The 23,452-nt window shown below is 65.3% G+C and carries 20 protein-coding genes and 1 tRNA gene; 7 read left to right on the plus strand and 14 right to left on the minus strand.

The window, feature by feature from the left end; genetic code table 11:
- Window positions 1–51: 51 nt before the first annotated feature.
- The 3 genes from ACU18_RS04830 to ACU18_RS04840 form a co-directional block, all read right to left on the minus strand.
- Complete coding sequence (locus ACU18_RS04830; protein WP_050684400.1) at window positions 52–3,951, minus strand: DNA-directed RNA polymerase subunit beta'; 3,900 nt, start codon at window positions 3,949–3,951, stop codon at window positions 52–54.
- A 105-nt stretch (window positions 3,952–4,056) separates the two neighbouring features.
- Window positions 4,057–7,566, minus strand: coding sequence for a DNA-directed RNA polymerase subunit beta (rpoB, locus tag ACU18_RS04835; RefSeq protein ID WP_050684401.1), 3,510 nt, complete (start codon window positions 7,564–7,566; stop codon window positions 4,057–4,059).
- 301 nt (window positions 7,567–7,867) lie between these two features.
- Complete coding sequence (locus ACU18_RS04840) at window positions 7,868–8,356, minus strand: hypothetical protein (protein WP_050684420.1); 489 nt, start codon at window positions 8,354–8,356, stop codon at window positions 7,868–7,870.
- 219 nt (window positions 8,357–8,575) lie between these two features.
- Between ACU18_RS04840 and ACU18_RS04845 the strand changes: the two genes are divergently transcribed.
- Both ACU18_RS04845 and ACU18_RS04850 read left to right on the plus strand, forming a co-directional pair.
- Window positions 8,576–9,775, plus strand: a complete 1,200-nt coding sequence (locus tag ACU18_RS04845; protein ID WP_050684402.1) for an acetyl-CoA C-acetyltransferase — start codon at window positions 8,576–8,578, stop codon at window positions 9,773–9,775.
- On the plus strand, window positions 9,775–10,257 hold the full coding sequence (locus tag ACU18_RS04850) for an aminoacyl-tRNA deacylase (protein WP_050684403.1): 483 nt from the start codon (window positions 9,775–9,777) through the stop codon (window positions 10,255–10,257). Before ACU18_RS04845 ends, ACU18_RS04850 begins: the two co-directional genes overlap by 1 nt.
- Before the next feature lie 113 nt (window positions 10,258–10,370).
- Here ACU18_RS04850 and rplL read toward each other — a convergent pair whose 3' ends face one another.
- The 9 genes from rplL to ACU18_RS04895 form a co-directional block, all read right to left on the minus strand.
- A complete protein-coding gene (gene rplL / locus ACU18_RS04855) occupies window positions 10,371–10,742 on the minus strand; it encodes a 50S ribosomal protein L7/L12 (RefSeq protein WP_050684404.1) in 372 nt (123 codons plus the stop codon).
- Between the two features lie 75 nt (window positions 10,743–10,817).
- Window positions 10,818–11,399: a 50S ribosomal protein L10 gene (rplJ, locus tag ACU18_RS04860; protein ID WP_050684405.1), complete on the minus strand. Its 582-nt coding sequence runs from the start codon at window positions 11,397–11,399 to the stop codon at window positions 10,818–10,820.
- A 298-nt stretch (window positions 11,400–11,697) separates the two neighbouring features.
- A complete protein-coding gene (locus ACU18_RS04865) occupies window positions 11,698–12,816 on the minus strand; it encodes a GNAT family N-acetyltransferase (RefSeq protein ID WP_050684406.1) in 1,119 nt (372 codons plus the stop codon).
- 7 nt (window positions 12,817–12,823) lie between these two features.
- Window positions 12,824–13,975 (minus strand): GNAT family N-acetyltransferase, encoded by a 1,152-nt coding sequence (locus tag ACU18_RS04870; RefSeq protein WP_050684407.1) that lies wholly within the window; start codon window positions 13,973–13,975, stop codon window positions 12,824–12,826.
- Between the two features lie 103 nt (window positions 13,976–14,078).
- Window positions 14,079–14,786 (minus strand): 50S ribosomal protein L1, encoded by a 708-nt coding sequence (gene rplA, locus ACU18_RS04875; protein ID WP_050684408.1) that lies wholly within the window; start codon window positions 14,784–14,786, stop codon window positions 14,079–14,081.
- Window positions 14,787–14,915: 129 nt separating this feature from the next.
- Window positions 14,916–15,347, minus strand: a complete 432-nt coding sequence (rplK, locus tag ACU18_RS04880) for a 50S ribosomal protein L11 (RefSeq protein ID WP_018773647.1) — start codon at window positions 15,345–15,347, stop codon at window positions 14,916–14,918.
- A 129-nt stretch (window positions 15,348–15,476) separates the two neighbouring features.
- Window positions 15,477–16,328: a transcription termination/antitermination protein NusG gene (nusG, locus tag ACU18_RS04885; protein WP_050684409.1), complete on the minus strand. Its 852-nt coding sequence runs from the start codon at window positions 16,326–16,328 to the stop codon at window positions 15,477–15,479.
- Window positions 16,329–16,443: 115 nt separating this feature from the next.
- On the minus strand, window positions 16,444–16,728 hold the full coding sequence (gene secE, locus ACU18_RS04890) for a preprotein translocase subunit SecE (protein ID WP_050684410.1): 285 nt from the start codon (window positions 16,726–16,728) through the stop codon (window positions 16,444–16,446).
- A gap of 82 nt (window positions 16,729–16,810) precedes the next feature.
- Window positions 16,811–16,883, minus strand: a tRNA-Trp gene (locus tag ACU18_RS04895).
- A 275-nt stretch (window positions 16,884–17,158) separates the two neighbouring features.
- Between ACU18_RS04895 and ACU18_RS04900 the strand changes: the two genes are divergently transcribed.
- Window positions 17,159–18,376 carry a pyridoxal phosphate-dependent aminotransferase gene (locus ACU18_RS04900; RefSeq protein ID WP_050684411.1) on the plus strand — a complete coding sequence of 406 codons (1,218 nt, stop codon included), beginning with the start codon at window positions 17,159–17,161 and terminating at the stop codon, window positions 18,374–18,376.
- Window positions 18,377–18,465: 89 nt separating this feature from the next.
- Here the strand turns inward: ACU18_RS04900 and ACU18_RS04905 are convergent, their stop codons facing one another.
- Window positions 18,466–19,146, minus strand: a complete 681-nt coding sequence (locus ACU18_RS04905) for a LuxR C-terminal-related transcriptional regulator (protein WP_050684412.1) — start codon at window positions 19,144–19,146, stop codon at window positions 18,466–18,468.
- Window positions 19,143–20,594 carry an ATP-binding protein gene (locus tag ACU18_RS04910; protein WP_050684413.1) on the minus strand — a complete coding sequence of 484 codons (1,452 nt, stop codon included), beginning with the start codon at window positions 20,592–20,594 and terminating at the stop codon, window positions 19,143–19,145. Before ACU18_RS04910 ends, ACU18_RS04905 begins: the two co-directional genes overlap by 4 nt.
- A 124-nt stretch (window positions 20,595–20,718) precedes the next feature.
- Here ACU18_RS04910 and ACU18_RS04915 point away from each other — a divergent pair, with 124 nt between their 5' ends.
- From ACU18_RS04915 to ACU18_RS04930, 4 genes are all read left to right on the plus strand, one after another.
- Complete coding sequence (locus tag ACU18_RS04915; RefSeq protein WP_050684414.1) at window positions 20,719–22,254, plus strand: PspC domain-containing protein; 1,536 nt, start codon at window positions 20,719–20,721, stop codon at window positions 22,252–22,254.
- Window position 22,255: 1 nt separating this feature from the next.
- Window positions 22,256–22,549 carry a hypothetical protein gene (locus ACU18_RS04920; protein WP_050684415.1) on the plus strand — a complete coding sequence of 98 codons (294 nt, stop codon included), beginning with the start codon at window positions 22,256–22,258 and terminating at the stop codon, window positions 22,547–22,549.
- 3 nt (window positions 22,550–22,552) lie between these two features.
- Window positions 22,553–22,810 (plus strand): PspC domain-containing protein, encoded by a 258-nt coding sequence (locus tag ACU18_RS04925; RefSeq protein WP_050684416.1) that lies wholly within the window; start codon window positions 22,553–22,555, stop codon window positions 22,808–22,810.
- Window positions 22,811–22,934: 124 nt separating this feature from the next.
- A partial coding sequence (locus ACU18_RS04930) for an ABC transporter ATP-binding protein (RefSeq protein WP_157407564.1) occupies window positions 22,935–23,452 on the plus strand: 518 nt, incomplete at its 3' end.

Genomic DNA, 23,452 nt, shown 5'->3' on the forward strand with positions numbered 1-23,452 from the left:
ACCCCGCCCCCACGGTGTGGGGACGGGGTCTTTCTACTCAGGGACCAGTGGTCAGCGGAAGTCGCTGCCCAGGTCGTAGTCATCCAGCGGGATGGCGTGGAACTCAGGAGCTCCGTCGCCGCCCAGGGTGTCGTACGAGAAGTCACTGAATGCGCTGGGGCCGGTGAACAGGTTGGCCTTTGCTTCTTCAGTGGGCTCCACGGTGACCTCGGTGTAGCGCGGGAGACCCGTGCCGGCCGGGATCAGCTTACCGATGATGACGTTCTCCTTGAGGCCGAGCAGCGGGTCGCTCTTGCCTTCCATGGCCGCCTGCGTCAGGACGCGGGTGGTTTCCTGGAAGGAAGCTGCGGACAGCCAGGACTCGGTGGCCAGGGAGGCCTTGGTGATGCCCATGAGCTCAGGACGGCCGGAAGCCGGTGTCTTGCCCTCGGACACAACACGGCGGTTGGCGTCTTCGAAGCGGCTGCGCTCGGCGAGCTCGCCGGGCAGCAGATCCGATTCGCCGGACTCGATGACCGTGACGCGCCGCAGCATCTGCCGGACAATGACTTCCACGTGCTTGTCGTGGATGCCAATGCCCTGGCTGAGGTAAACGCCCTGCACTTCGTCCACAAGGAACTTCTGCGCGGCACGCGGACCCATGATGCGCAGGACCTGCTTGGGGTCAACCGGTCCGTTGATCAGCTTCTGGCCAACCGTGACATGGTCGCCGTCTTCGATCAGGAGCCGTGAACGGCGAAGCACCGGGTAAGCGATGTCTTCGGTTCCGTCGTCGGGCGTGATGACCAGGCGCATCTGGCGCTCGGACTCTTCAATGGTGATGCGGCCGGCTGCTTCTGCAATCGGTGCGACACCCTTCGGAGTGCGGGCTTCGAACAGCTCCTGGATACGGGGCAGGCCCTGGGTGATGTCGTCGCCACCACCGGCGGAGACAGCACCACCGGTGTGGAACGTACGCATGGTCAGCTGCGTGCCGGGCTCACCGATGGACTGTGCGGCGATGATGCCCACGGCTTCGCCGATGTCCACGGTCTTACCCGTGGCCAGCGAGCGGCCGTAGCACAGGGCGCAGGTGCCGACGCTGGACTCACAGGTGAGTACGGAGCGGACCTTGACCTCGGTGATGCCGGCTGCGAAGAGCTCGGCAATAACAACGTCGCCGCAGTCGGTGCCGGCAGCTGCCAGGACGGTGCCCTTGTCATCGACGACGTCGACGGCCAGGGTCCGGGCGTAGGCGCTGTTCTCAACGTTCTCGTCGAGGACCAGTTCACCGTTGGCGTCGGCGACGGCGATTGCCGTGACCAGGCCGCGCTCGGTGCCGCAGTCCTCTTCGCGGACGATGACGTCCTGCGAGACGTCCACCAGGCGCCGGGTCAGGTAACCCGAGTTGGCGGTACGCAGCGCGGTGTCAGCCAGGCCCTTACGTGCACCGTGGGTGGCGATGAAGTATTCCAGCACCGACAGGCCCTCACGGTAGGAGGACTTGATGGGACGCGGGATGATCTCACCCTTAGGGTTGGCCACCAGGCCACGGATACCCGCGATCTGACGGACCTGCATCCAGTTACCACGTGCACCGGAGGACACCATGCGGTTGATCGTGTTCATCGGGGACAGGCTGTCACGCATCGCCTGGGCGATTTCGTTGGTGGCCTTGTTCCAGATTTCGATCAGTTCCTGGCGGCGCTCGTCGTCGTCGATCAGGCCCTTGTCGTACTGGCCCTGGATCTTGGCGGCGCGCTCCTCGTAGCCGGCAAGGATCTTCGGCTTGTCCTTGGGCACCTCAATGTCGGAGATGGCCACGGTGACGCCCGAGCGGGTTGCCCAGTAGAAACCGGCATCCTTCAGGTTGTCCAGCGTTGCCGCGGTGACGACCTTGGGGTAGCGCTCGGCGAGGTCGTTGACGATCCGGGACAGTTCGCCCTTGTCCGCAACATCCTCAACCCACGGGTAGTCCTCGGGCAGGGTCTCGTTGAAGATGACCTGTCCCAGTGAGGTTTCCACCAGTGCGGTCTGACCCGGCTCCCAGCCTTCGGGAGCTTCCCAGCCTGCGTAGGGCACAAAGCCTTCGAGGCGGATCTTGACCTTGGAGTTCAGGTGCAGGTCACGCAGGTCGTAGGCCATGATGGCTTCCGCCACGGAACCGAAGATCCGGCCTTCGCCGGCTGAACCGACACGCTTGGTGGTCAGGTGGTACAGACCGATGATCATGTCCTGCGAAGGCAGGGTCACGGGACGGCCGTCGGAGGGCTTGAGGATGTTGTTGGAGGACAGCATCAGGATGCGGGCTTCAGCCTGCGCCTCGGGGCTCAGCGGCAGGTGCACTGCCATCTGGTCGCCGTCGAAGTCGGCGTTGAAGGCGCCACAGACCAGCGGGTGCAGCTGGATTGCCTTACCTTCAACAAGCTGGGGCTCGAACGCCTGGATGCCGAGGCGGTGCAGGGTGGGTGCACGGTTGAGCAGCACCGGGTGTTCGGTGATGATCTCTTCCAGGACGTCCCAGACCTGCGGGCGGTAGCGCTCCACCATCCGCTTGGCCGACTTGATGTTCTGGGCGTGGTTGAGGTCAACCAGGCGCTTCATCACGAACGGCTTGAAGAGCTCCAGTGCCATCTGCTTGGGCAGGCCACACTGGTGCAGCTTCAGCTGCGGGCCCACCACGATGACCGAGCGGCCGGAGTAGTCAACACGCTTGCCGAGGAGGTTCTGGCGGAACCGGCCCTGCTTGCCCTTGAGCATGTCGCTCAGGGACTTCAGCGGACGGTTGCCCGGACCCGTGACGGGACGGCCGCGGCGGCCGTTGTCGAAGAGGCTGTCAACAGCTTCCTGAAGCATGCGCTTCTCGTTGTTGACGATGATCTCCGGAGCACCCAGGTCGAGCAGGCGCTTGAGGCGGTTGTTGCGGTTGATCACACGTCGGTAGAGGTCGTTGAGGTCGGAGGTCGCGAAGCGGCCACCGTCCAGCTGGACCATGGGGCGCAGTTCCGGCGGGATCACCGGGACGGCGTCCAGGACCATGCCAAGCGGGCTGTTGTTGGTGGTCAGGAACGCGTTGACCACCTTCAGGCGCTTGAGGGCACGGGTCTTGCGCTGGCCCTTGCCGTTGGCAATGATGTCGCGCAGCAGGTCCGACTCGGCCTGCATGTCGAAGTTCTCAAGACGCTTCTTGATGGCTTCGGCACCCATGGAGCCTTCGAAGTACATGCCGTAGCGGTCGCGCAGCTCGCGGTACAGGCCTTCGTCACCTTCGAGGTCAGCGACCTTGAGGTTCTTGAACCGGTCCCAGACCTGCTCGAGGCGTTCGATGTCGGCGTCGGCACGCTTACGCACGTTCGCCATCTGGCGGTCGGCGGAGTCGCGGGCCTTCTTCTTGTCGGCAGCCTTGGCGCCTTCGCCCTCAAGGCGGGCGATTTCGCCTTCGAGGTCGCGGGCGATCGCCGCGATGTCGGAGTCGCGGTTGTCGATGAGCTGCTTCTTCTCGATGTCGTGCTCAACCTGCAGGTTGGGCAGTTCCTCGTGGCGGGCAGCCTCGTCGACGCTGGTGATCATGTAGGCGGCGAAGTAGATGACCTTTTCGAGGTCCTTCGGTGCCAGGTCAAGGAGGTAGCCAAGGCGTGACGGAACACCCTTGAAGTACCAGATGTGCGTGACGGGCGCGGCGAGCTCAATGTGGCCCATACGCTCGCGGCGGACCTTCGCGCGGGTGACTTCAACGCCACACCGCTCGCAGATGATGCCCTTGAAGCGGACGCGCTTGTACTTGCCGCAGTAGCACTCCCAGTCCCGGGACGGGCCGAAGATCTTCTCGCAGAAGAGTCCGTCCTTCTCAGGCTTGAGCGTGCGGTAGTTGATGGTTTCCGGCTTCTTAACCTCGCCGTATGACCAACCACGGATGTCTTCCGCGGTGGCGAGGCCGATCTGCATGAGGCCGAAGGAGGATTCGCTGGACATATGGTCCCTGTTCTCTCTTGTTCTCTGAATTCTGAAGTCTTGGGCTACGCGAAGAGGGAGGAGGGGCACGACGGCGGGTTCGCACCCGCCGTCGTACCTCCCCTGCTAAACCTCTTCTACGGAACTGGGCTCTGCACGGGACAGGTCGATGCCCAGTTCTTCCGCAGCCGTGAAGACTGCGTCATCAGAATCACGCATTTCAATCGTGGTTCCGTCGGTGGAAAGAACTTCCACGTTCAGGCACAGCGACTGCATTTCCTTGATCAGGACCTTGAAGGACTCGGGAACGCCCGGCTCCGGGATGTTCTCGCCCTTGACGATGGCTTCGTAGACCTTCACGCGGCCATGGATGTCATCGGACTTGATGGTCAGGAGTTCCTGAAGCGTGTAAGCGGCGCCGTAGGCCTCGAGGGCCCAGACTTCCATCTCACCGAAGCGCTGGCCACCGAACTGTGCCTTACCACCCAGCGGCTGCTGCGTGATCATGGAGTACGGGCCGGTGGAGCGGGCGTGGATCTTGTCGTCCACCAGGTGGTGGAGCTTCAGGATGTACATGTAGCCCACGGAGATCGGGTCCGGGAACGGTTCGCCGGAGCGGCCGTCGAAGAGCCGGGTCTTGCCGGAGGAGTCAATCAGGCGCTCACCGTCGCGGGTCACGTTGGTGGAGTCGAGCAGGCCGGTGATTTCTTCTTCACGGGCGCCGTCGAACACCGGCGTGGCGACAGTGGTGGAACCACTTTCGCGCGGCAGGTTGGGCAGCTGCTTGACCCACTCGGGCTCGCCTTCGATCTTCCAACCGGTCTTGGCAACCCAACCGAGGTGGGTTTCCAGGACCTGGCCCACGTTCATGCGGCCCGGAACACCCAGCGGGTTCAGGACGATATCAACGGGGGTGCCGTCGGCCAGGAAGGGCATGTCCTCGATCGGGAGGATCTTGGAGATAACGCCCTTGTTGCCGTGGCGGCCGGCGAGCTTGTCGCCGTCGGTGATCTTGCGCTTGGCAGCGACGTATACACGGACCAGCTGGTTGACGCCCGGGGGCAGCTCATCGTCGTTGTCGCGGTCGAAGACGCGGACACCGATGACGGTGCCGGACTCGCCGTGGGGAACCTTCAGGGAGGTGTCGCGCACTTCGCGGGACTTCTCACCGAAGATGGCACGGAGCAGGCGCTCTTCCGGGGTCAGCTCGGTCTCGCCCTTGGGGGTGACCTTGCCTACCAGGATGTCGCCGGCTTCAACCTCGGCACCGATGTGGATGATGCCGCGCTCGTCCAGGCCTGCCAGGACTTCCTCGGACACGTTGGGGATGTCACGGGTGATTTCCTCGGCACCAAGCTTGGTGTCGCGGGCATCGATCTCGTGCTCCTCGATGTGGATGGAGGAAAGGACGTCCTCGGCAACGATGCGCTGCGAGAGGATGATGGCGTCCTCGAAGTTGTGGCCTTCCCAGGACATGAATGCCACGAGCAGGTTCTTGCCCAGTGCCAGTTCGCCCTGGTCCGTTGCCGGACCGTCGGCGATGATGCCGCCGACTTCGAGGCGCTGGCCTTCGCTTACCAGGACGCGGTTGTTGTAGCAGTTGCCCTGGTTGGAGCGTGCGAACTTGTTGATGCGGTAGTTGGTTTCGGTGCCGTCGTCGTTAAGCATGATGACGAGCTCGGCGGAAACCTCGGTGACCACACCGGCCTTCTTGGCGATGGTGACGTCACCGGCGTCGACTGCGGCGGCGCGCTCCATGCCGGTACCCACAAACGGGGCCTCGGAACGGACCAGCGGCACAGCCTGGCGCTGCATGTTGGCACCCATGAGTGCACGGTTGGCATCGTCATGCTCGAGGAACGGAATCAGGGCCGTTGCCACGGACACCATCTGGCGCGGGGAAACGTCCATGAACTCGACCTCGCCGGCGGGAACGAGGACAGGCTCGCCTCCACCACCACGGGCGCGGACCAGGACAGTGTCCTCGGAGAACTTCTTGTTTGCATCGAGCGGGGCGTTGGCCTGTGCGATCAGGACCTCTGCCTCGTCGTCAGCCGTCAGGTACTGGACGTCGTCGGAAACAACGCCATCCTTGACCAGGCGGTACGGGGTCTCGATGAAACCGAACGGGTTGATCCGGCCGTAGGAAGCCAGCGAACCGATCAGGCCAATGTTCGGGCCTTCAGGGGTTTCGATGGGGCACATGCGGCCGTAGTGGGACGGGTGCACGTCACGGACTTCCATGCCGGCACGGTCACGGGACAGACCGCCGGGGCCCAGCGCCGACAGGCGGCGCTTGTGGGTCAGGCCGGAGAGCGGGTTGTTCTGGTCCATGAACTGCGACAGCTGGGACGTTCCGAAGAACTCCTTGATGGCTGCAACAACCGGGCGGATGTTGATCAGCGTCTGCGGCGTGATGGCTTCGACGTCCTGCGTGGTCATACGCTCGCGGACAACGCGCTCCATGCGGGACAGGCCGGTGCGGACCTGGTTCTCGATGAGCTCGCCGACGGCGCGAATGCGGCGGTTGCCGAAGTGGTCGATGTCATCGATCTCGACGCGGAGGTCGTGGTCCTGGCCATCGCGCTTGCCCGTGAGGGTTTTCTCGCCGGCATGCAGCGCAACGAGGAACTTGATCATGGCGACGATGTCTTCAACGTGCAGGACCGAAGCTTCCTTGTCACCAAGGGAGCGGTCGATGCCAAGCTTGCGGTTGATCTTGTAGCGGCCAACCTTGGCCAGATCGTAGCGCTTGGAGTTGAAGTACAGGTTGTCCAGCAGGGACTGGGCAGCCTCGACTGTGGGCGGCTCGCCCGGTCGCAGCTTCCGGTAGATGTCCAGCAACGCGTCTTCGCGGGTTTCGGTGGCGTCCTTCTCCAGGGTTGCCCGCATGGAGTCGTACTGCCCGAATTCCTCAAGGATCTGGCCTTCAGTCCAGCCGAGGGCCTTCAGCAGCACCGTGACGGACTGCTTGCGCTTCCGGTCGAGGCGGACGCCGACCTGGTCGCGCTTGTCGATCTCCAGCTCGAACCATGCACCGCGGGACGGGATGATCTTGGCGGTGAAGATGTCCTTGTCGCTGGTCTTGTCAGCGGCACGCTCGAAGTAGGCGCCCGGGGAACGGACCAGCTGGGAGACCACAACACGCTCGGTGCCGTTGACGACGAAGGTGCCCTTCTCGGTCATCAGCGGGAAGTCGCCCATGAACACGGTCTGCTGCTTGATTTCGCCCGTGTTGTTGTTCATGAACTCGGCCTTGACGTACAGCGGAGCCGAGTACGTGGCGTCCCGGTCCTTGCATTCGGCCATCGTGTACTTGGGATCAGCGAACTCCGGATCGGAGAAGCTCAGGGACATGGTGCCCTGGAAGTCCTCGATCGGGGAGATTTCTTCGAAGATGTCCGACAGGCCGGACGTGGTGGCGACGCTGAGGTCGTTTTCTTCGACAGCCTTTGCCACGCGTGCCTGCCAGCGCTCGTTGCCGACCAGCCAGTCAAAGCTGTCCGTCTGCAGGGCAAGCAGATTCGGAACATCAAGGGGTTCGTGAATCTTTGCGAATGAGAGCCGGCGAGTGGCACCATCAGTGCTGTCGGCGGTGTTAGCGGTTTCGTTATTAGAGGTGCTCGAGGCGACCAAGAGGGATCCTTCCACAGACCTTCAGGCGTTTTCAGATCTCCCCCGCTGTGCATCTGCAGATAGAATCCACAGTGCTACCATCCGGTTCCGCTATATGACCCGGGGCCGGGGCTGGGCATTTCGTGACGTTGTCGACGGCACGTTGAATGTCAGCTGCCAGGCAAAGCCCACCGCTATATGAAGGCTGAAGGTAAACAGGGAAGACGCAAATATCTACGATACGGCAAAACAGCCTACCTGTCTACCCCACATCCGGCCGGATTGCAAGCACCGGATTTTGACCGGCACCGCTCCCCTGTCTTCACAGCCGGAGCGTCACGCCTTCCGCCGTGCAGGTGCCGGAATTGGCGAATACCGCGTCGCGGACGGCGTCCTTGGATTCCTGGTCCGCCTGGCCACCGGTCTCCGCCTTGACTGAACGGTCGATCGAGAGCAGGGCAAGCGCTGCGAAGAGCCCTTCGAGGTCGCCGGCGGCACCGGCCTGGGCGTCCTGGGCTTTCAGGTAGATCTCCTCGAAGCCGTTGGCGTCGTCCGCCGGGACCGCGGCGTACTCCGCGTAGAGCGAGTTGAACAGCCCGCAGGCCTCCTTGGCCCCGCCGGCGGCCGGCGCTGCCGGCGCTGCCGGCGCCGATGACGCGGGTCCCGGTGCGGTGTTGCCGGGGGTGCTGCCGGCGGAGTCCTGGCCCTGCGCGGATCCGGAGGCCGCCGGCGCGGGCTCGGGCGCCTGCACGGAGCACGCGGTAAGGCCTGCCAGCGCGGCGATGGCCGCCAGGGAGAGGATCTTTTTCACGTCTGCACCTTTGTTCCGAATGGTGCGGGCTTTGGTGACCCGCCGCAAGTTTCCGCGTTCAACCCTACGCAAGCTCCCGGCGTCGTGCACGTCCCAGGCATGGGGACCTCTCCCCTGCCGTTCCGGACGGTGCCTTGCGTGCGGGTGTTTGAATAGCAGCGTGACAGGGGTCACGATAGCCTTGGTGGCTTACACCGGATCCGATCGGAAGAGATAACCATGGGCGATTCCCAGGACAACACTGACGTTGTCATCCTCGCAGCAGTGCGGACCCCGCAGGGCCGGATCAACGGCCAGCTGGCGGGCTTCACCGCCGTGGACCTGGGCGCCCGTGCCATCAGGGCCGCGCTGGACGCCGGTGGCGTGGACGCGGCAGACGTGGACGCCGTCATCATGGGCCAGGTGCTGCAGGCCGGGGCCGGCCAGAATCCGGCCCGGCAAAGCAGTGTTGGCGCAGGCATCGGCTGGAATGTTCCGGCCGTCACTATCAACAAGGTGTGCCTGTCCGGCCTGACGGCGGTCATCGATGCCGCCCGGCTGATCCGGGCCGGCGATGCCACCGTGGTGGTTGCCGGCGGCCAGGAGTCCATGACCCGGGCGCCGCACCTGCTCCCCGGGTCCCGGCAGGGCTGGACCTACGGCAACATCGCGGCCCTGGACGCGGCAGCGCATGACGGGCTGACCGACGCCTTTGACGGCCAGTCGATGGGCCTGTCCACGGAAACGCGGAACCTGGCCCTGGGCATTGACCGGCAGTCCCAGGACAACGTGGCGGCGCAATCGCATCAGCGGGCCGCGCTTGCCGCAAAGAACGGCATTTTCGACGACGAACTGGTGCCGTTGAGCGTCAAGCAGCGAAAAGGCGACCCGTTGCAGGTCAACGCCGATGAGGGCATCCGGCCCGCCACCACGGTGGAGTCCCTGGCGGGACTGCGGGCTGCGTTCGCCACCGACGGCACCATCACGGCCGGAAACTCCTCGCCGCTGTCCGATGGGGCGGCAGCGCTGGTCCTGTCCAGCAGGGGGTACGCGGAAGCCCACGGCCTGGCCTACCTGGCAGTGGTGGGCAAGCCCGGGCAGGTGGCCGGGCCGGACAACTCGCTGCATTCCCAACCGTCAAACGCCATCCTGGATGCGCTGCAGCGGGCCGGTTGGACCACCGCCGACCTTGACTTCATCGAGATCAACGAGGCCTTCGGGTCCGTGGCGGTCCAGTCCCTGAAGGACCTGGACTATCCGCTGGACCGGTGCAACATCCACGGCGGAGCGATTGCCTTGGGACACCCGATCGGGGCCTCCGGGGCCCGGCTTGCCGTTCACGCTGCCCACGAACTCCGGCGGCGGGGTACTGGCAAGGCAGCCGTATCACTGTGCGGCGGCGGCGGGCAGGGCGAAGCGCTCCTGCTGTACCGCGACTGATGGGGACCGGACCGGCGCCGGGCCGGGAAAGGTTCCTGGCCGGCGCGGCGGAAGTGGGCCTCCAAGTGGACGTGGTGGCCCGGGCCGCCGCCGGCAGCCTGGCCGAGGCAGCGTCACTGCTGGGCATCAGCCCGGCGGACATCGTTAAATCGCTGGTGGTCAAGCACAAGGACGGCACATTCCTGTTCGCCCTGATCCCCGGCGACCGGCAGATCTCCTGGCCCAAGCTCAGGGCACTGGTGGGCGTCAACAAGTTGTCCCTGCCACCGGCAGACGTGGCCCTGGACGCCACCGGCTACGAGCGCGGCACCATCACTCCGCTGGGCAGCACGCATCCGTGGCCTGTGTACGCCGATGCAGCCATCACGGGAAAACGGATCTCCATGGGCGCCGGGGCACACGGCTACAGCGCATTCGTGGACGCCGACGCGCTCACGGCAGCCCTGCGCGCGGTGGTGGCGGACATCTCCGATCCCAACTAGGTCGCAGTTGTTGTCGTTTTGGAGCCCCATAACGACAACAACTGCCAGTCAGTTGGGTTAAATAGAAAACCCCGTCCACAACAGTGGACGGGGTTTTCCGGGAAAAGACGCTGTTACTTGAGGGTAACGGTTGCGCCGGCAGCCTCGAGCTGCTCCTTTGCCTTCTCGGCAGCTTCCTTGGTGGCGCCTTCGAGGACGGCCTTGGGAGCGCTGTCGACCAGGTCCTTGGCTTCCTTCAGACCCAGGGAAGTGATGGCACGTACTTCCTTGATCACTGCGATCTTCTTTTCGCCAGCGGATTCGAGGACGACATCGAAGTCGGTCTTCTCTTCGGCTTCTTCAGCAGCAGCAGCGGGGCCGGCAACGGCAACAGCGGCAGCGGTTACTTCGAAGGTCTCTTCGAAGAGCTTGACGAACTCGGAGAGCTCGATGATGGTCAGTTCCTTGAAAGCTTCAATGAGCTCTTCGTTGGTGAGCTTCGCCATGGGAGGCGTCCTTCCTGTTGTGGTGGTTACCGGGCGCTGGGCCCGAACCACCGGAGTCTGGTGGGGTGAAGAGAATCAGTTCTCTTCGGCTGCGGGAGCTTCAGCCGGGGCTTCAGCTTCAGCGGCGGGGGCTTCTTCAGCGGCAGGGGCCTCGGCAGCTGCCGGTGCACCGTTCTCTTCTTCAAGCTTGAGGCGCAGCGCATCGATGATGCGGGCAGCAGCAGCGGCAGGAGCCTTGAGGATGCCTGCAACCTTTGCGAGCTGCAGCTCACGGGATTCGAGGGCAGCCAGTGCGGCGACCTCGGTGGCGTTCAGTGCCTTGCCCTCGAAGTAACCCGTCTTGATAACGAGCTGCTTGTTGGTCTTGGCAAAATCCGTCAGGCTCTTGGCAGCGGCAACTGCGTCACCCTTGATGAACGCGATTGCAGTGGGGCCGGCGAGCTGGCCGTCGAATGCTGCGACGCCTGCTTCCTTGGCTGCAATGGCGGTCAGGGTGTTCTTGACGACCGCGAACTTGGTGTCCTGGCCGAGAGAAACACGCAGCTGCTTGAGCTGTGCAACGGTGAGCCCACGGTATTCGGTCAGGACAGCGGCGTTCGATTCCTTGAAATCGTTAGTGATCTCAGCTACTGCTGAAACCTTTGTAGGCGTTGCCATAACCCTCCTTCCGGGGATAGTGCCGGTATTCGACGGTCCCCTCAGGATCGCTGAAACAAAAAAACGCCCCGCGCAGATGCACGGGGCTTGGCTCAACGCGGATCAATCCGCGGAACTTTTGCTTCGTTCACCTGCGCCGGCCGCCCTGCGTGAGGGGCCTTCGTCCGGAAACCTACTTGGATCCCCCGCACACAACTGCAGAAGTGAGCGATGCCCGGGAGAGTGGATTTCCAACAACCGACGGTCTTTGGTCCTCCCAGCTTACGGGACGCTTGACCCGTCCACCAAATCGGCCGGATCAGCTGGTGCTGGTATGCGACTTCGGGAGTTCCTTCTGCCAGATCCCGGTGACCCCCGCGGTGCGGAAGCCCAGCTGCTGGTTCACCGTCAGGAGGTAGCGGTTCTCCGGGGCGTTCCAGGTGTAAATGACCCTGGCGTCGGGAAACTGTTCCGTGAGGCGCTCCATGTTGGCCACCTTGATCAGCAGGCCGAGTTTGTTGCCACGGTGTTCCTGCAGCACCAGGGTGTCGTCCTGGAACACCACGTCAGCCCGGTGGGCCAGTACCGTGATGGTGGTCAGGCCCACCAGGGCCCCGGTGGCGAGGTCCTCGACGGCGGTGACCACCGTCCGCCGGCCCTGCGCGATGGCGACCCCTTCGGCTTCACGGAGGATGCCGCCGTCGAACACCATGTCCTGCTCGACAGGCGCTTCCAGGGCAGGGTCGACGTCGGCGCCCGCCTGGTTTTCGAGGGTGGCCACGGCCTCCAACCAGCGGTCAGGGCAACGGTCCGTCCAGTGGTGCAGCCGGTACCGGCCGTTGTTGGCGGCGTCCGCCTCGGCCTGCAGGTCCGCGACGAGTTTTGTGTCCAGCGGCAGCGCGCAGGAACTGAACTGCTCGATGTGCTGGAGGGTGTAGCCGGTCTTCTGGGCGAATTCGACCTCGCGACTGTCCAGCGGCACAAACCCCTGGCCCGAGCCGGGAACCAGCTGGGCCTGCTCAAACTCGTGCAGCGAGGCGCCGGGATGGTTTGTGTCCACCAGGATCATGCTGCGGCCCTCACCGCGTGCCAGTTGCTCTGCGGCCAACAGCAGCCGCCGGCCCACCCCCTGGCGCTGGAATTCCGGCAGGATGTCCAGCGTGAACTCCGCCAGGTCAAGGTTGTCCGTGAGCGGCAGGGCGATGTCCACGGTCCCGACGATTTTGCCGTCCACCTTGGCCACCAGGATCAGCTGCCGCTCATACGGGTCCTCGAACTCCAGCAGCTTCTCCAGCGGCCCGTAGGCGAGGTCGTCGCTGCCCCACGTCTGCATCCGCACCTTGCGGCCCACCTCAACGGCAGCAAGGAAGTCCGCCGCGTCAGGTGCGTCCAGTGAATCGGGAATCCACAGCTGTTCGATCTTCACGTCGTGTGCCATTGGCGCATCACCCCAGCCGTTTCTGCCACTCGCCTTCATAGCCTGCAGGCTTGAATCCAAGCGCGCCATTTATCGCCAGCATATGCTGGTTTTCGCTGGCGTTCCATGTCAGGACCGAGCGCGCCGCGGGCCAACGCTCCTGCGCCCGCCGCACGTTGGCCAGCTTCAGCAGCAGCCCCAGGTTGTGGCCACGGTGCGCGGCCACCACCAGGGTGTCGTTCTGCAGGATGGACGCCGGAACGCCGGGACGCCATTCAAGGACGGTGTAGCCCACCAAATCACCCGTGCCGCGGTGCTGGGCCGCCACCACCACCGCCTCCGTACCCGACCGGGCCAGCTGCTCTTCACCGGACCGCACCCGGGCGGCGTCCCAGTCCTCCAGGCCCCAGTCCAGCCCTGCGGTGGGGACGTCCACACTCATGTGCGCCTTCAGTTCTGCGAATTTGTCCACCAGGTCCGCCGGGCAGGAGCTGTCCCACCACACCAGGGTGTAGTCCCCGGACGTACCTGTGGCCCGCGCCGCCAGCTGGTCCAGGACGTCGCCGGGGACAGGGAGTGCCAGGCTGCTGCTGCGCTCCACCTGTTCCAGGTCGTAGCCCGAGGCCAGCGCGAACGCCGTGCCGGGCTCGGCCAACGGCAGCGCGCCGGCTCCGGACTTGGCCGGGACCGTGGCACCGGTGGCGGCGTGCCCGATGGGCACCTCAAAGTAGCCGTCCAGGGACGTCCGGCCCCGGCTGCGGGCCAGGTCCTCCACATGCCGGAGCAGGACCCTGCCAAGTCCCCGCCTGCGGTATGCGGGCGCCACCAGCACGTCCACTCCCGCCGTGGCGGTGTTCTCGCGCAGGGGCAGCGTGACCGAACACAGCCCTGCCGTTTCGTGGCCCAGCCGTGCCAGAAAAAGAAAACGATCCTCGTAGGCGTTGCCGCGCCAGAACTCCGCCGCCTCGGCAAGCGTGGGGCAACGGTCCAGGTTTCCCCAGAGCGCCAGTTCCTGCTTTTCCCGCAAGGCATGGCAGGTCCGGAAATCATCGTCAGGTCCGCTTGCGGACCCTCCGACGGCGGCGTGCCCGGCAAGGCTGCCCGGCGGCGGAACCCGGACGGCGGTGATGGCCAAGCCGGCTGGGACGGGTGGGCTGTTGTGGTGCTCCGGCGCGGCCATTCCCCCAGCTTATTCAGGAGGCGCTGACAAGTTAAGCAAAAAACCGCCCGGCGCAGGCGCCGGGCGGTTCATTGGTGCCGGACGGATCCGGCAGCCGAGGGAATTAGGCCTCGGTCAGTACCTTGGTCACGTTGGGGTCCACGGCGATGCCGGGGCCGAACGTGGTGGCAACAGTTGCCTTCTGGATGTAGCGGCCCTTGGAAGCGGACGGCTTCAGGCGAAGCACCTCTTCCAGTGCGGCTGCGTAGTTCTCGGCCAGCTTGAGGGCGTCGAAGGACACCTTGCCGATGATGAAGTGCAGGTTCGAGTGCTTGTCGACGCGGAAGTCGATCTTGCCGCCCTTGATGTCGTTGACAGCCTTGGTGACGTCGGCCGTAACGGTGCCGGTCTTCGGGTTCGGCATCAGGTTACGGGGACCCAGGACCTTACCCAGACGGCCAACCTTGCCCATGAGGTCAGGGGTGGCAACGGCTGCATCGAAGTCGGTCCAGCCGGCTGCGATCTTTTCGATCAGGTCATCGGAACCAACGAAGTCGGCGCCGGCAGCGATTGCTGCCTCAGCCTTGTCGCCCGTTGCGAAGACGAGGACGCGGGAGACCTTGCCGGTGCCGTGGGGCAGGTTGACCGTGCCGCGGACCATCTGGTCAGCCTTGCGCGGGTCAACGCCGAGGCGGAAAGCAACCTCAACGGTGGCGTCGAACTTGGACGGGTTGGTGTCCTTGGCAATCGTTACTGCCTCGAACGGCGCGTAGAACTTCTCCGCGTCGATCTTGGCGGCTGCTGCCTCATATGCTTTGCTGCGCTTTGCCATGCTGCTTATTCTCCTTGTGCAGTTGTGGTCTGCGGACCGCGCTGGGCCCTGCCACAGTTGGGAATCCGGCATGGAATCCCAACATTCTTGATGTTTCAGTGGTGCCGGTTACCCGGCGGGTGAAGGCTGTTAGCCTTCGACGGTGATACCCATGGAGCGGGCGGTGCCGGCGATGATCTTCGCTGCGCCTTCGAGGCTGGTGGCGTTGAGGTCTTCCATCTTGGTGGTGGCAATCTCGTTGACCTGCGCCTGGGTCAGCTTGGCAACCTTGACGGTGTGCGGGGTAGCTGAACCCTTAGCGACGCCTGCAGCCTTTTTGATGAGCTCTGCAGCCGGCGGGGTCTTGGTGATGAACGTGAAGGAGCGGTCCTCGTAGACCGTGATTTCCACGGGGATGACGTTTCCGCGCTGGGCTTCCGTCGCAGCGTTGTACGCCTTGCAGAATTCCATGATGTTGACACCGTGCTGGCCAAGCGCAGGACCGATCGGCGGGGCCGGGTTAGCGGCACCTGCCTGGATCTGCAGCTTGATGAGGCCGGTGACCTTCTTCTTGGGAGCCAATGTAGGGTCCTTCTCTCAATAACTTCCTGTGACACAGGAGCGTGCCTCAGGTCTGTGGCCGCCATGGCGAGGCGGCCGGCCGTTCCCGTCCTGCTAAGCCGGCAGGGTGGGAACGAAATTTGTGGGTGGTCAGATCTTGGTGACCTGGTTGAACGCCAGGGTGACCGGCGTTTCGCGTTCGAAGATGGAAACCAGCACCACGAGGGTCTGCGATTCGATCTTGATTTCGGAGATCGTGGCGGGGAGGGTCTCGAAGGGACCTTCCTTGACGATGACGGACTCGCCAACTTCGAAGTCGATGTCCACGGGAGCCTGGTGCTGCTTGTTGACCGGCTTGCCCTTCTCTGCCTGCTCTTCTTCGAAGACCGGGGCGAGCATGGAGAAGACTTCGTCCAAACGCAGCGGGACCGGGTTGTGGGCGTTGCCCACGAAGCCGGTGACGCCGGGGGTGTGGCGGACGGCGCCCCAGGAGGCATCCGTCAGGTCCATGCGGACCAGCACATAGCCGGGGATGCGGACGCGGTTGATGACCTTACGCTGGGCGTTCTTGATCTCGACCACTTCTTCCATCGGCACCTGGATTTCGAAGATGTACTCTTCCATGTCCAGGGTCTGGATGCGGGTCTCAAGGTTGGCCTTGACGCGGTTTTCGTAGCCGGCGTAGGAGTGGATGACGTACCAGTCACCCTCCTGGCGGCGCAGCTTCGACTTGAACTCATCCGCCGGATCGACCTCGGGAACGGCAACAGCGACGGCCTCTTCGGACTCGTCGCCGGCTTCTGTCCCGTGGTCTGCTGCGCTGAACTCTACGTCGGCATTTGCCTCGGAGTCGTCGTCGGCCTCTGCAGCGTCGAAGTCGGCGTCAGCGTCAGCGGATTCGGGCGCGGAGGATTCAACCTCAGACTCTTCACCGGCTCCTGCCGTGACGTCCGCGGACTCTTCGCGTTCAGTCTCGGTTACCTCGAGCTCCTGCTCAGACACTTGGTCTCCTGCTTCCTCATTGCCTAACATGCCTATTTAAATGGCTCAATTCCGCATGCCGCTGTTTTCCCTCCGGTCACCCGGAGCGATCAGCCTGCCTGCGGAGCGTGCAGCGTTAGCTGTCCCCGGAGCCGGTACCGCCGAAGACCCAGCCGACAGCGGAACCAAATCCGATGTCCAGCAGGCTGACGATGACCATCATGATGGCCACGAATACCAGCACCACGAGCGTGTAGTTGATCAGTTCCTTGCGGGTTGGTGCCACGACCTTCTTCAGTTCGCCAATCATCTGGCGGACGAACAATGCAATGCGGGCGAAGATGCTTGCCTTGGCAGCCTTCTTAGCCGGGCGTCCCTTGGAGCTGCTGGCAGCTGTTTCGGTCACCTGGTCCTCGCTCATCTTTGCAATGGTGGATTACCCGGCCCTGATCAGAACCATGGTTGCTGCGCTTGCCCCGGATGTTGGTCCGGGGCAGCTTGCGCAGGGCAGACAGGACTCGAACCTGCAACCTGCGGTTTTGGAGACCGCTGCGCTACCAATTGCGCCACTACCCTATGGGTGATAATCCGCGACTGATAACGATTCCCCAGTTTTTCACTGGGCGCACGTCATCATCCGTGTTTCAACACCGGTGAACCAGTCTACGCAACAACTTCGCGTACGTCGAACCAGCCCGTTCCGGGCCCTCGCGCTGCATGAACTTGTCCCGGACTGGAGACCAGTCACAATTCAAATCCGGCAACCCGGAGGGTCCGGTGAACAGCATAGAGTAGAAACGTCGAATTCCCCCATTCCAGCCTTTTGGCTGCCTGCGAAGAACGGACCTGCCATGTCTGCCGCCCGCGTTTCCAAGCGCATATCCGCAATTGCCGAATCCGCCACCCTTGCCGTTGATGCCAAGGCGAAGGCGCTTAAGGCGGCTGGCCGGCCGGTTATTGGCTTTGGTGCGGGCGAACCGGATTTCCCCACCCCGGAATACATTGTGCAGGCCGCCATTGAGGCCGCCGGACAGCCCAAGTACCACCGCTACTCCCCCGCCGGCGGACTGCCGGAGCTCAAGAAGGCCATCGCGGAGAAGACCCTGCGCGATTCCGGCTATGCAGTGGACGCCGGCCAGGTCCTGGTCACCAACGGCGGCAAGCAGGCCGTCTACAACACCTTCGCCACCCTGCTGGATCCGGGCGACGAGGTCATTGTGCCCACCCCGTTCTGGACCACGTACCCGGAGGCCATCCGCTTGGCCGGCGGTGTCCCCGTTGAGGTCTTCGCCGGCCCCGAGCAGGACTACCTGGTGACGGTGGAACAGCTGGAGGCTGCTGTCACGGACCGCACCAAGGTCCTGCTGTTTGTCTCCCCGTCCAACCCCACCGGTTCGGTCTACTCGCCGGAACAGGTGGCGGAGATCGGCAAGTGGGCTGCGGCCAAGGGCCTCTGGGTAGTTACGGACGAAATCTACGAGCACCTGACCTACGACGGCGTGCCCTTCACCTCGATCGCCACCGCTGCCCCCGAACTGGGCGACAAGGTGGTTATCCTCAACGGTGTGGCCAAAACCTACGCCATGACCGGCTGGCGCGTGGGCTGGATGATCGGCCCGGCGGATGTCATCAAGGCCGCCACCAACCTGCAGTCGCACGCCACCTCCAACGTTTCAAATATCATGCAGATCGCCGCCCTCGCCGCCGTTTCCGGGCCGCTGACCGCAGTCGATGAGATGAAGGTGGCCTTCGACCGGCGCCGGAAGGCCATCGTGGCCGGCCTGAACGCCATCGAGGGCGTGGAATGCCCGACGCCGAAGGGTGCCTTCTACGTGTACGCGGACGTCCGCGGCCTGCTGGGCAAGTCGTTCCCGACGGCGGCGGGTACCTCGACGCCGTCGACCTCCGCCGAGCTGGCGGCGCTGATCCTGGATGAGGTGGAGGTTGCGGTGGTTCCGGGTGAGGCGTTTGGCCCGTCCGGCTATCTGCGCCTCTCCTACGCCCTGGGCGACGAGGACCTGGCCACCGGCGTGCAGCGGCTGCAGGACTTCCTGGGCAAAGCCCAGTAAGGTCCAAAACACCCGGTTGCGCTACCACTTATGGTCCCTAAAACACCGTTTTGGGGACCATAAGTGATAGCGCAACGGGGTGGTGGGGGTTAGAGGAGGCGGCGCTCCGCTGCCCACTTGGTCAGCTCGTGCCGGCTGGAGAGCTGGAGTTTCCGCAGCACCGCTGAGACGTGCGTTTCCACGGTCTTGATGCTGATGAAGAGCTCCTTGGCCACCTCCTTATAGCTGTACCCGCGGGCGATCAGCCGCATGACCTCCAGCTCACGGGCGGAGAGCTTGTCGAGCTCGTCGTCGGCGATGTCTGCAGGGGCCGTGCCAAAGGCGTCGAGGACAAAGCCGGCCAGCCGGGGCGAGAAGACGGCGTCGCCGCCGGCCACCCGGTACACGGCGTCCGTGATTTCGGCGCCCGAGATGGTTTTGGTGATGTAGCCGCGGGCGCCCGCCCTGATCACGGCCACCACGTCCTCCGCCGCGTCCGAGACACTTAGCGCCAGGAATTTGGTGCCGGCCAGCAGCGGCACGGAGCCGGCAATCACTTCCCGCCCACCGCCGCCCAGTCCGCCGGGCAGGTGCACGTCAAGGAGCACCACGTCCGGACGCTCGGTGGCGATGACGGCGATGGCCTGCTCCACGGTAGCGGCTTCCCCCACCACCTGGATGCTGGCGTCCAGGTCCGCCTTCAGGCCTGACCGGAAGATGGTGTGGTCATCGACGATGACCACACGGACCGACCGGGACGGCGGTCCGGCGGCTTCTGGGAGCGTGTTCATGCTGTTCCTTCCGTGGTGTCCGGGCCGGTGGAGGGCAGCCGGAGCCGGACCTCTGTTCCCTCGCCGGAGCTGAGAATTTCTGCTGTGCCGCCGTGCCGGCGCATCCGGCCGATAATGGATTCCCGCACGCCCATCCGGTCTTCCGGCACGTCCGGCAGGTCGAAGCCCGGCCCGCGGTCCTTCACAAAGATATCCGCGTGGCCGTCGGTGACTTCCAGGTAGACCGACACGGCACCGCCACCGTGGCGGGAGGCGTTGAGCATGGCCTCGCGTGCGGCCTGGACCAGCGCTTCGCGGGCCTCGGTCATGGCGGCATCGCCCACGCTGACGACTTCCACGGCATTGCCCAGTAAGTCCTCCACCTCAGCGGCCACCGCTTTGACCCGGTCCGAGAGCTGGCCGGTGCCGCGGCCCGGGTCCTGGAAGAGCCAGCCCCGGAGCTCGCGTTCCTGCGCCCGGGCAAGGCGGAGGACGTCGTGCTCGTTGCCGGCCCTGCGCTGGATGAGGGCGAGGGTCTGCAGGACGGAGTCATGCAGGTGGGCGGCGATTTCGGCCCGCTCCGTTTCCCGGATCCGGCCGGCGCGCTCCGTTTCGAGGTCGCGCCAGAACTTCAGCGCCCACGGCAGCAGGACCAGCACCACCCCGCCCAGGACGGCCACGGAGGCCAGCAGCGCCAGCCAGGTCTGCTCCCAGGAGCCGGACCCGGACACCATCACCAGCACTCCGGCCACCACCAGCGCCAGCCCTGCCGCCAGGCGGGCCCAGCCGCCGGCCTGGTCCGCCTTGGTTTTGTCCACCAGGCCTGCACGCCTGGTCTCATCGAGCTGCATCCAGGCGATGGCGGCGCCACCCAGGACAGCGGCTGCGGGGATCAGCGTGCCCAGGGGCACGTTCACACCCAGCAGCCGGGCGATCATGATGCCGGCCACCAGAAGCAGCCCGCTGCCCAGCAGGATCTCCTTGCCGTAGCGCATGCTGCGGACCCGGAACCAGGGCTGCCCGGCAGGCATACCCGCCGCGGCAGGTGCGGCCCCGGGAGGAATGTTGCCGGCGGCCGGCCCGGTCGCCGGGCCGGCTGCCCAAGTGCCGGCTGTCCAAGTGCCGGGGGCCCAGGTGCCGGGGCCCCCGAACCCGCGGGGAGCCTGGCGTGGCGGACCGGCGTCGGCGCGGCTTCCGCTCCCCGCCGCGGTGGGGAGACTGACGGCGGGAGCAATTGGCGACGCCGGCCGGCGGGCATTGCGGCGTGCCGCTTCATCGGCGGTGGGAACCATGATCCACAGCCACGCATAGAAGGCCAGGCCGGCACCACCGGCAAGGGTGGAGAGCGCCATGGCAATCCTGACGTTCCGTACGGGCCAGCCCAGGTGGACGGCCAGGCCCGAGCACACGCCGGCAATGACGCGGTCGCTGTTGCGGGCCAGGGGCGGCCGGACCGGGATGGTTGTCATGGGTCAATCCAAGCACGGATCAGGGTTCCCCGGCCCGGAACCGGGCGCGAACCGGGGGTCACTCAGGGGCCGTTCAGGGTATCCCCCAGTAGAGCGCCGGAGGCCCGCACGGAAGGATTGAAGCATGAACTCGCAGACCCCCACCCCAGACGACCCGCAACGCCCGGACGGCAGCCAGCCCACAGAGCCGCTCCCCCAGCCAGGCAGCCACCGGCCCACCGAGCCGCTGCCGGCCTACACACCCGCCGCCGACGCGCCGCCCCTGTCCGGGCCCGCAGGGGCAGCAGCCGGCCCCAGCCCCACGGGTGCGGCCCCGGATTTCTTCGACTGGATCCGTGGCCACGGGATCCAGCGCGGCAGCAACCGCTGGATTGGCGGCGTCTGCGACGGCATCGCCCAGCGACTGGGCGTCGACCCGCTGATCATCCGCGGCGTTTTTATCGTCCTCACCCTGTTTGCCGGCATCGGGGTCCTGGCCTACGGGCTGGCCTGGGCGTTCCTGCCCGAACCCGACGGCCGCATCCACGTCCAGGAAGCCGGAGCCGGCCACTGGTCCAGCGGCATGACCGGTTCACTGATCGCCACCATCCTTGGCCTGACCGGGCTGGGCGGCGGCTTCTGGGGCTGGAGCCACAACGGCTTCGGCGGCTTCCTGTGGACCGTGTTCTGGGTGGGCGGCGCAATCTACCTGGTCTACTACCTGGCCCAGCGCAACAAGGGCGCCCGGCCGGACCGGGTGCAGGCCGGACCCTACGCCAGCCCCTATGGCGGGGGCTACCAGGCGGCCGCTTACACGGCGCCATACGCGGCAAGGACCACCACCGGCAGCGGGCAGGTACCCGGCGCCCCCGGCGCTCCGGCATCCGCGGCCTTCCCCAGCTACGGGACTGCCGGCAGCGGAACCGCTTCCGGTTACGGCACCGCAGGCGGCAGCAGCAGCGGCAGCACCGCCGGCTACGGTAACGGCGGCTACGGCAACTACGGCGGCACCGGCCGCCCGCCCCAGGGCCCCGCCCGGCCGCAGAAACCCCGGCCTGCCGGCCCCGGCGCGCCCGCAATCGCCATCACGGCCGGAACGGCCCTGCTGGTGGGTGGCGGCCTGAAAGCCCTGGACGCCGGCAACATCATCGACCTCGGCACCGCCGCCAACGCCATCGTGTGGGCCAGCGCGGCAGCTGTCCTGGGCCTGGGCATCCTGGTCTGCGGCACCCGCGGCAGGACCGCAGGGATCCTCAGCCTCTTCGCCGTGGTGGCCCTGATCGCCGGCGGCGTGTCCAACGTGGTGGGCAACGGCGACCGCGTCCGGTTCTCGGAAGTGTCCTGGAGCCCCACCACCCTGCAGGATGCCCGCAACGGCTTCGACGTCACTGCCGGCCGCGGCACTGTTGACCTTACGGACCTGGCCATCAGCGCCCCCCTTGGTTCCGACGTCGTCATCCCCCTGGACATCACCGCCTCCAACGTGACCGTGGTGATCCCGGAGAACGTCCCGGTCCGGATTGAAGCGGACATGACCATGGGCAACCTCAACGATTCCACCGGCGAGCGCAGCGGCTCCACCACGCGGGAAACCAGCTACAACACCGACAAGCCGGGCAGCAGCCTGGTGGTAGAGATCGACGGCACGTTCAGCAACGTCACCATCGAGGAAGGCAACTGACATGAGCACCAGCAACCAGGCACCGGACCCCCAGGGCCGGACCACAGCAGGCAGCACAACGACGGCGGACCAGGGCCCCGTGGGCCCGGCACCGGCAAGGGTGGGAACCGTGGTCTGGGGACTGATCGTCCTGGCCCTCGCAGCCTTGATCGCGGTGGCCCAGCTGGGCTGGGTGAACCTGAACGGCACCTATGTCCTGATCGGGCTGATGATCGGCGCCGGGGTGGCGCTGGTGGTGGGCGGCGTCCTGTCTGCCAGGAAACGTGACAACCGGCCCGCAACAGGGAAGTCTTGAGCCATGGAAAAGTTCTTCAGCATCGTCAAAAGCACAGGCCTTCGGCGCGGACCACAACGCTGGCTTGGCGGGGTCCTGGGCGGCATCGCAGCGAAACTGAACGTGGACGTGGCCTACGTCCGCATCGGATTCCTCATCTTCTGCCTCCTCCCCGGCCCCGCCGTGGTCCTTTACCTGTTGGCGTGGGCCGTCCTGCCGGACCAGAACAACTCCATCGCCCTGCAGGGCTTTCTGATCCGCAGGGCCGGAAACCGGTACTGAGTTCCCGCATTTCTGCAGCATCCGATGGACCTCCGCCGTTCGGCGGGGGTCCATCGACCGGTTGACGGGAAGTTCAACCGGCCGGACGTGGTGGTGGGCCCCCGTCCGGTGCCACGCTGGAAGCATGAGAACACCAGCACCCGGATCCGCCGCTGACGCCATCACCGTCCGGGACCTCCGAAAAACCTACCGGCTCCCCAAGGGCGGCACGCTGGCGGCCGTTGATGGCCTGGACCTCGCCATCGGCGCCGGCGAAACCTACGCCCTGCTGGGCCCCAACGGCGCCGGGAAGTCCACCACCATCGAGATCCTCGAAGGCCACCGCCGCGCCGACAGCGGCGACATCCGCGTCCTGGGCACCCCGCCCTGGAAGGCGGCGCCGGCCTTCCGGGCCCGGATCGGGATTGTCCTGCAGGAAGCCACCGATTCCGGTGAGCTCCGGGTCTCCGAAGCGCTGGGCTCGCTGGCCCGGTGCTTTCCCGCGCCACGGCCGGTGGCTGAGGTGATAGCAGCAGTAGGGCTCGACGGCAAGGAATCCGTTCGCATCTCCACCCTTTCAGGTGGCCAGCGCCGCCGCCTGGATGTGGCCCTGGGCATCATCGGGAACCCTGAAGTACTGTTCCTCGACGAGCCCACCACCGG

This window comes from Arthrobacter sp. ZBG10 (genome assembly GCF_001238605.1).
Lineage (GTDB): Bacteria > Actinomycetota > Actinomycetes > Actinomycetales > Micrococcaceae > Arthrobacter.